The sequence below is a fragment of the uncultured Microbacterium sp. genome (assembly GCF_913776565.1).
Taxonomy (GTDB): Bacteria; Actinomycetota; Actinomycetes; order Actinomycetales; family Microbacteriaceae; genus Microbacterium.
This window is the reverse complement of record NZ_CAJYPF010000140.1, coordinates 1-3,565: the sequence shown is the minus strand read 5'-3', so window position 1 is coordinate 3,565 and position 3,565 is coordinate 1. Positions and strand designations below refer to the sequence as shown.

Genomic DNA, 3,565 nt, shown 5'->3' with positions numbered 1-3,565 from the left:
TTCCTTACGTGTTCGGGTGGGGCGGGATGCGGGTGGGAGAGCGCGGTTCGTGGGTCCGAGGTTCCCCCACCCCCGTTGCCGGGCCGTGTGGGCGGCGTGAAGGAGCGGTCTCGCCGAGTGAGACACGCCCCGGGCAGCCGTCTCACTCGGGGTCACGAGCCCGAAACATGCGGGTCGCCCGGGTGCAACGCCCGGCGCGTACGGTCGGCACCACCCGACGGAGACCACGTGACTGCACTCGCTCGCGCCATCGCGCGCCCCGATCCCGTCGCCGGCTTCGGCGACCGTTCACCCCTGCACGGACTCGAACGACGCCGCATCGGCGTCGTCGATCTCGCGGCCCAATCGGTCGCGGCGGTCGCCCCGGCCGCGGCGGCGACGACGGTCGTGCTGCTCGTGGCGGGTTTCGCCCCGGGCGCGACGGTCGCCGCGATCGTGGCCGCGGCGATCCTGAGCCTCGGCGTCGCCCGCACGATTTCGCAGTTCGCGCGGCGCTTCGCCGCCACGGGCGCCCTGTACACCTACACCGCTCGCGGCCTCGGCACGCGGGCCGGTCTCGCCGCGGGGGCGGCGATCCTCACGGGGTACGGCGCGGTGGCTATGTTCGCGCTGCTGGGCGGTGCGTACTACGCCACCTACCTCGTGGCGGGGCTCTGGCCCTCGATCGATCGCGCGCTCGTCACCGCCCTCTTCGTCGTGGGGCAGGGGCTTCTCGTCGCGTTCGTCCTCGTCCGCGGCATCCGGATCTCCGCGCGAGCGGCGCTCGTCGTCGAGACCCTGTCGGTGGCGCTGATCGTGGTGCTCCTCATCGCTCTCCTCGTGCGGATCGGCCCGATCGATCTGACGGCGGTCGCGGGAATCGGCGGGGCCGACCTCGATCCGACCGCGTTCGCGGCGGCGGCGGTGATCGCGCTGACGGCGTTCGTCGGGTACGAATCCGCGGCCACCCTCGGCGTTGAATCGGTGTCGCCGCTGCGCAACGTCCCCCGTGCGATCACCGGCACCGTTGTGCTGTCGGGACTCCTCTACGTGCTCGCCGCGGTGACGCAGGTCGCGGGCTTCGACGCGCTAGGCGCCGATCTCGCTCTCAGCGCCTCGCCGGTCAATGAGCTCGCCGAGGCGTACGGCCTCGGCGGGTGGGGCGTCGTCGCCGATCTCGGCATCGCGGCGTCATTCCTCGCCTGCGCGATCGGCACGACCACCGCGCTCGTTCGCGTGCTGTTCGCGCTGAGCCGCGACGGGGTGCTGCCGGCGGTCGTCGGTCGCACGCACGCCCGTTTCGGCACCCCCGCGACGGCGGTGGCCTGGGCGTTGCCGCTCATCACCGCCGTGCCGATCGGAGTGGCGGCCACCGGAATCGATACCCGTGACGCGATGCACGTCACGATCGGGGTGGGGGCGGCGGGCTACATCGTCGCCTACATCCTCGTCTGCGTCGCCGCCCCCGTGTTCCTCCGGCGCATCGGCGAATCGACGGTCGGGGCCACGATCGTCGCCGGGGTATCCGCGCTCGCGCTCGCCGCGGCGCTCGTGTCGTTCTTCGTCGACGACCTCGCCGCCGGGGGCACGGTCGTCGCGGTCGTCGCGGCGCTGATCGTCGTGTCCGGCGCCGTCATCGTCGTCCTCCGACGGCGCCACGGCCCGGGGGCCCTCGGCGCGTACGACGAGCCGGTCGCGGCGCAGGTGCTCGGCGGAGTGGTGTCGCCGCGGCATCCCGATGATGCGTGAGCAGCCGGCGCTCGCCGCGCGGCAGCCGGGCGCCGTGCACTCGGCGCTGGCCGTGCTCGAGGCCGTCGCCCAGCTCGGCGCCGGGGTCAGCGCCCAACGGCTGTCCGCGGAGCTCGGTCTGCCGCGGGCGACGACGTACCGTCTGGTGAACCTCCTCGTCGAGGACGAGTATCTCGTCCGGACCCCCGATCTCGCCGGCTTCGCTCTCGGGGCCAAGGTGGCGCAGCTCGCCGCCGTCGTGGCACCGCCCGCGCGCCTGTCGTCGGCCGCGCGCGCGGTGCTCGCCGAGGTGCGCTCCGCCCTGCGCGGGGGAGTGCACGTGGCGCTCTTCGTCGACGGGAGAATCGCGGTGCTGGATGCCGACCCCGACTTCCCGCTGTCGGACGAGGCGCGTCTCGCCCGCGAACCGGCGCGCTACGCGCTCGGCCGGCTCATGCTGCTGTCCGAGGGCGACGCGGGTACCCCCGAGCTCGAGCGCGCGCGCGACGACCTCGCGCGCTGGGGCGCGACACGCCAGAGCGGGGAGCTGGTCGCGGCCTCCGGATGCCTGGCGGTCCCGATCCTCGATGCGAGCGGGCTCGCCGCGGGAGCCGTGGCGTTCTCGGGCCCGCGGCACCGTGTCGACGAGCCCGGCGACGTGCTTTCGGCGCTGCGCCCGGCGGCCGACGCCCTCGCCCCGCTGATGGTGTGACGCGCATCGGGTAAGCTGTACACGGCTCTCCGCGTGGCGGCATCCCGGCCAACTCCCCCAGGACGGAAACGTAGCAAGGGTAACCAGGCTCTACCGGGTGCGCGGAGGGTCTTTTTCTTTGCCCGGATGCCGGGTGTCCTCACCCGCGCCGGTCGGCCGTCTCGTCGGCCCGGTGCGTCTTGCGGCGGCGGCGCACCGCTGCGATCACGACCGGCAGTACCGAGACCGCGACGATGACGATCACGAGCACGTCGATGTTGTCCGCCACGAACGGGATGCCGCCGAGAAGCACCCCCACGAGGGTCATCGCGCACGACCACCCGACGGCGCCGACCGCGTTCCACAGCAGGAAGCGGCGGTACGGCATGTCGGCGGTCCCCGCGACCAGCGGCACGTAGGTGCGCACGACGGGGACGAAGCGCCCCATCACCAGCGACAAGCCGCCGTACCGGTCGAAGAACGCCTCCGCCTCGGCCAGGCGCGCGGTGGTCAGCAGCTTGGCGTCGTCGCGGAAGAGACGCCGCCCGAAGCGGCGGCCGAGCCAGAAGCCCACCTGATCGCCGGCGAGAGCGGCGAGCGAGGCCACGAGCGCGACCTGCCACGGGGTGATACCGAGGGGGCCGCTGAGGATCGCCGCGGTCACCAGGAGCGAGTCGCCGGGCAGGAAGGGGAAGAGCACCCCGGATTCGATGAACACCAGCAGCGCGATACCGCCCAGCACGAACGGGCCGAAGGCCTGCAGCACCGAGGCGGCGTCGAAGGGGTTCAGGGCGGTGAGCATGGGCGACGGTCCTCCGGTCGGCGGCGGTCGTTCCCGCCCCTGCCGGAGCGGATGCGCCGGCGAAGGCGACTGTAGGCCCCGGGCGCCCAGACGCCGCCCAGATTGACGGCGGGGTTCCTTCGTGTGTGCGATCGGGCCTCAGCCGCGGGCGAAGGGCCCGTCGAGCACCGCCCACTGCAGCAGCATGATGGTCTTGGCATCTTGGATCGAGCCGTCGCGGATCATCGACAGCGCCTCGTCGATGTCGTACTCGAGGATCTCGATCTCCTCGTCCTCTTCGGCCAGGCCGCCGCGGTCGCCCTCGCGGGTGGAGCCGTCGTAGGCGGCCGAGAAGAAGTGCAGGCGCTCGGTGACCGACCCCGGGC

Annotated in this window: 3 protein-coding genes, 1 other RNA gene and 1 pseudogene; 3 read left to right on the top strand and 2 right to left on the bottom strand. The window is 73.2% G+C overall.

Annotated features, from left to right (window positions below; genetic code table 11):
* Positions 1 to 228: 228 nt before the first annotated feature.
* The 3 genes from QZ433_RS07430 to ffs all read left to right on the top strand — a co-directional run bounded on the left by QZ433_RS07430 (position 229) and on the right by ffs (position 2,536).
* A complete protein-coding gene (locus tag QZ433_RS07430) occupies positions 229 to 1,728 on the top strand; it encodes an APC family permease (protein WP_295781379.1) in 1,500 nt (499 codons plus the stop codon).
* Positions 1,721 to 2,419, top strand: coding sequence for a helix-turn-helix domain-containing protein (locus QZ433_RS07425; protein ID WP_295781378.1), 699 nt, complete (start codon positions 1,721 to 1,723; stop codon positions 2,417 to 2,419). Before QZ433_RS07430 ends, QZ433_RS07425 begins: the two co-directional genes overlap by 8 nt.
* A 20-nt stretch (positions 2,420 to 2,439) precedes the next feature.
* Positions 2,440 to 2,536, top strand: an RNA gene (ffs, locus tag QZ433_RS07420) — signal recognition particle sRNA small type.
* Positions 2,537 to 2,558: 22 nt separating this feature from the next.
* Here the strand turns inward: ffs and QZ433_RS07415 are convergent.
* Positions 2,559 to 3,200 carry a DedA family protein gene (locus QZ433_RS07415; RefSeq protein WP_295781376.1) on the bottom strand — a complete coding sequence of 214 codons (642 nt, stop codon included), beginning with the start codon at positions 3,198 to 3,200 and terminating at the stop codon, positions 2,559 to 2,561.
* Between the two features lie 138 nt (positions 3,201 to 3,338).
* Positions 3,339 to 3,565 (bottom strand): annotated as a pseudogene (locus QZ433_RS07410) (GDP-mannose pyrophosphatase); the annotation flags it as partial.